Here is a 4,667-nt window from a genome sequence, read left to right on the forward strand (position 1 = left end):
ATTATCTCACCTAACCCATTGATAGCATTGTAAATTTATCGTTATGTATTGGCATGTATCGCCATGTATTGTTATATATTTTCAACGCTTATAAAACTCATAATCCTTTGGTCGTAGGTTCAAGTCCTACTGGGCCCACCACATATTGAATCAGGCTTGTTCGCAGCGATGCGGCAAGCCTTTTTTTATGGGGTTTTACAAGATTTGCGAAAGTATAGGTATGTGGCGAACCATATAGAATATTGGTATATTTGTTGGTATAGATTATACCAACGTGGAGATATACCAACATGCCATTAACTCATACGATTATCAACAGACTAACCCCAAGTGAAAAATGCACCCCTAGCCGCCCTGACAAGCACAGTGATGGCGATGGCCTTCAACTGTGGGTAAGACACACTGGAAACAAAGTCTGGGTCAGTGCTTACCGCTGGCAAGGTAAACAGCAGTCACTCACTTTAGGTAAATATCCAGTAATCACATTACAACAAGCACGCCAGCGTAACCTAGAAATAAAGCAACAGATTAACGAAGGTATTAACCCTAAAGATAAGAAAAAAGAAAAGCTTGCTGAACAAGATGGTTCAAGGCTTTTTGATACTATTGCCCAGGCCTGGTATGCAGACCGCAAGACCTTTTTAGCCTCTAGTACGTTTAGCCGTAACTATTCAGCCTACATGCGTGACGTTAAACCAGTTATAGGACATAAGCTAATCGACGACATTACGTCACCTGATATTTTGACAATCGGTAAGCATATTGAAGCACGCGGCGCTAATGAAATGGCGCGACGAATTATGGCAGAAGTTGGACAGATATTTAAGCATGCTATTCGTACTGGTATGGCAACATCAAATCCTGCAGCAGACTTATCAGCAGCCATCAAACCGCATAAAACTAAAAACCACAGTCGCATTACTTCAAAAGAGTTGCCTCAGCTTTTAAGCGACATTGATAGTTACACAGGTCATATCATTGTTAAATTAGGTCTATTGTTTCTATGCTATACCTTCGTGCGCACTAATGAGCTCAGGTTCATGGAATGGTCAGAGATCGACTGGAACGATAAAATTTGGCGTATACCTGCAGACAAAATGAAGATGGATAGACCTCACATTGTGCCTCTTGCACCACAGGTCATAGATATATTACAACAAATTAAAGAGCTGAATTTTTCAGAGCGGTATGTATTCTACAACCCTTCAACTCGCAAACCTTACAGCCAAAATGCGTTTATAAATGCTTTATACCAGATGGGCTATAAATATAGAATGACGGGGCACGGATTCCGAGGGCTGGCAAGTACTACCCTTCATGAGCAGGGGTTTATGCATGAAGCTATTGAGTTACAACTGGCTCATGAACAAGAAAATAAGATTAGTAAAGCATATAACGGTGCTCAGCATTTAGACTATCGTAAAGATATGATGAAAAGATGGGCAGCCTATATAGATGCTGATATATAAATACAATTGACTGTACATCTATTAAATTAGTTCTTAACCCTTCTTAGAATTTGACGGAATCTTTAAGCTGAAAATCGTTTTTTAAAGAAACCTCTTTATATGCTAAGTTAAATTTCAACCTGTCTTTGTAAATTATGTAAAGTTCAAACTTTAAGGAAAAATATGTCTGATGACACTAAACCTTTCTTCACTATAGAAGAAGTTAGAAAATATCTAGCTGCAACAAATGATAGGGCATTTAGTAATGATGAAGCTATTATGCGCTTAATCAATACAAATCAACTTACGCCATATGTCAAATACAAAGGATTAGTCAGCTTTGTAACTCAAAGTATCTCAATGAATAGAGAGTCAACAATAAACTCTTTAACCAATACTATCAAAAAAGAGATGACTAAATTAGAAGTTGGAGAATTGACTGAGCCGCATTACTATGATTCTGCGTTAAACGTAGATAGCATTATATATTTAGTTAAAAAACTTTTATCTTCTTTTGAGGACAAGTTTGCTACTAAAACAGCTGGAGCAAAATTGTTTACTGAAGGAGTGTTTAAATTATCCCCTCTAAACATTGTACAATCTGCGTTAGGAATCGAAGTTATTCTAGGTGATCAGAGACCTGTTTCTCAAGCTATATGGTTTGACTTAAACGACTCTGGTTTGAATGATGACGAAATAGAAGGTTACATACTATATGCAATTGAAAGTGATGAAAATCAAAGCGTGAATTTAGAAAAGAACTGTGAGTTACTATTTGCGAAGCATGATTTACTATACATTCTTAGTATTATAAAAAATAGTCACTTCATTCCTAAACTAGAATCGGAGCTATCATCTGCAAGTAGAACTATCAGTCAGCAACATAAAGAGATAGAGACACTTAAAAAAGAATTGAGAAAATCTCAGTCTCAACAGCCAGAAAATGATGTCAAAGATAGTGTCTACTCATTGATATTAGTTCTTAAAGATTTGTTACTAAACCCTGATATTAATGCATATCATTTCAAAAGCGATAGCCTTAAGAGCACAGGTGAACCGACTCAATCTGGCTTAATTCAGCATATTATAAATGAGAAGATTCCAAAACTTGGTAAACGAAATATTGAAGATATTTTTGCTAATGCTAATAAAAACGACAAACAATAAAATTTGCGATTTAGTGATCGCAACTTGCGATGACATATTTAACGTATATCACTATCATTCCATACTTACCGCAGCATGTCGCTGCCGTAAGTATGGAGAAATAAAATGTACGATCAATATAAACATAATGACTGTAACGAGTCATTAAAAAACGAGTTAATTAGTACGTTACCTGTCCAGGGCATGTCACGAGCAAAAACCATCCTTCCTTTTTTACCATTTTCGAGAACGACTTTACATGAGTGGAGTCGTGATGGTAGGTTTCCTGCCAGCATAAGACTGTCTCCAACCGTGGTGGCCTGGCGAAACTCTGAGGTTCTAGCATGGATTGAGAGCCATTCTACGTCTTCTAATGATAAGGAGGCATAATCATGAGTAAAAACAACAAGGTTACACCTCCTGAGGCAATTGATGAGCGATCAGTTGACCCAATAAAAAAGCCAAGCATCCTGCAAGATGCTAAGCTTTCAGAAACTACTACAGATGACATAGACCAGCCATCATTAGATATTTTACCACAAAATGTGCCGAAAATTAGCTCAGAGGAAGCAAAAGCCATTATTAACAATATAGCTAAATTGCCAGAGCTAGATTATCAGCTAGCACGAATTGATACTGCTAAGTTCTTAAATGTAACATTAAAGGCGTTTGATCAATTGGTGAAAAGCGCTAGGAATAAATTAGACGTTGGAAAAGATGAATGTTTAGTTGTTTATACTCAGCCAAGCTCAGAACCAGTATTAAATATTGCTTTAATAGTTAGTCTAATATATCAGATAATAGAAGATCATATCGCTTGCACTGATGCAGTTAGAGTGGCTGCTACATTATGGATACTAATGACATGGCTTATTCCAGCAAGTGATATTTTACCTATTGCTTGGATTAATGCTCCGGAAAAGCGTTGCGGTAAAAGTACGCTTTTAAAACTAATGAGCCGTTTGAGCAAAAAGTCGCTATCAACATCTAACATCACAGGGCCAGCACTATTTCGTTGCATTGAAGCCTATGAACCAACATTATTCATTGATGAGGTTGACACGTTTCTCAATGATGATGAGGGCATACGAGGTGTACTAAATGCAGGTCATAGTCGTGATGGCTCAAACATTACGCGCTGTTTTGGTGATGATCACCAATTAATAACATTCAATGTTTATAGTGCTAAAGCGATTTCCGGTATTGGCAAAATTCCTGACACGCTAATAGATCGCTCAATATCGCTCACGCTACGCCGTAAAATGAAAAATGAGACAAAAAAACGAGTGCGTGATCTGTCTGTAGATACTACTAACAAAATCCAATCGCAGCTTGCTAGGTGGTCTAATGATAATATGGCAGCTGTCAAAGCAGCAAAGCCAGTATTACCTACTTATATCAACGATCGGGCACAGGACAACTGGGAAATTTTGCTGAAAATAGCTATGATATTAGGTGATGATTGGCTGGAAAAGGCTCATAATGCTTGTATCGAAATTTCTGGTATTGAAAGCGATGAACCTAGTTTAAATGAGCAGCTCTTAGCCGATATTGAAATCGTTTTTAATCTATATGGAACCAACAGGCTTTTAAGTAGAGACTTGCTTGCAGGATTATGTAGAGATCCAGAGATGATCTGGTCAACTCTAAATCATGGCAAGCCTATAACTTTACATCAAATTGCTAAAAGACTAAGTGAATTCAAGATTTCATCTAAGGATATGAGGACGCTTGACCTACGCGGTAAGGAAGTACGAGGTAAAGGTTACGATATCAATGACCTTAATGATGCTTTCACACGTTATTTATCGTAGCATTACTCCCGATTTTAAAGCGTACACAAAGGATTGAAATCTGTTTAATACAGTTTTCAGTCCTTTTCTTTTGTCTAACCCTATTGAAGCTAGCCTATATGAAATTTGGAGCATGTTCTAGGGTGTGTTGACATATATAGAATAATTGATAATCATAGTGTTATGACTAGATTAACCCTAAGTGATGCCCAGTGGGCAAAGATAGCACCGTATTGTTCAGGTAAAGAGACCGATGTTGGTAGAACAGCGGTAAATAATC

At 37.4% G+C, this 4,667-nt stretch carries 4 protein-coding genes; all 4 read left to right on the top strand.

Annotated elements, in window-relative coordinates:
* The first annotated feature begins 290 nt into the window (after positions 1 to 290).
* Positions 291 to 1,469 (top strand): tyrosine-type recombinase/integrase, encoded by a 1,179-nt coding sequence (locus JIE71_RS08895; protein ID WP_199508360.1) that lies wholly within the window; start codon positions 291 to 293, stop codon positions 1,467 to 1,469.
* A 162-nt stretch (positions 1,470 to 1,631) separates the two neighbouring features.
* Positions 1,632 to 2,615: a hypothetical protein gene (locus tag JIE71_RS08900; RefSeq protein ID WP_199508361.1), complete on the top strand. Its 984-nt coding sequence runs from the start codon at positions 1,632 to 1,634 to the stop codon at positions 2,613 to 2,615.
* A gap of 183 nt (positions 2,616 to 2,798) precedes the next feature.
* A complete protein-coding gene (locus tag JIE71_RS08905; protein WP_227685536.1) occupies positions 2,799 to 2,984 on the top strand; it encodes a helix-turn-helix transcriptional regulator in 186 nt (61 codons plus the stop codon).
* 2 nt (positions 2,985 to 2,986) lie between these two features.
* Positions 2,987 to 4,408, top strand: coding sequence for a DUF3631 domain-containing protein (locus JIE71_RS08910; protein WP_199508363.1), 1,422 nt, complete (start codon positions 2,987 to 2,989; stop codon positions 4,406 to 4,408).
* Positions 4,409 to 4,667 lie beyond the last annotated feature (259 nt).

The organism is Psychrobacter sp. bablab_jr014, from assembly GCF_016464015.1.
Lineage (GTDB): Bacteria > Pseudomonadota > Gammaproteobacteria > Pseudomonadales > Moraxellaceae > Psychrobacter.

Excerpts from the sequence above, each read along its gene's own strand:
- JIE71_RS08895 (WP_199508360.1), top strand. The coding sequence starts at position 291 with ATGCCATTAACTCATACGATTATCAACAGACTAACCCCAAGTGAAAAA.
- JIE71_RS08900 (WP_199508361.1), top strand. The coding sequence starts at position 1,632 with ATGTCTGATGACACTAAACCTTTCTTCACTATAGAAGAAGTTAGAAAA.
- JIE71_RS08905 (WP_227685536.1), top strand. The coding sequence starts at position 2,799 with ATGTCACGAGCAAAAACCATCCTTCCTTTTTTACCATTTTCGAGAACG.
- JIE71_RS08910 (WP_199508363.1), top strand. The coding sequence starts at position 2,987 with ATGAGTAAAAACAACAAGGTTACACCTCCTGAGGCAATTGATGAGCGA.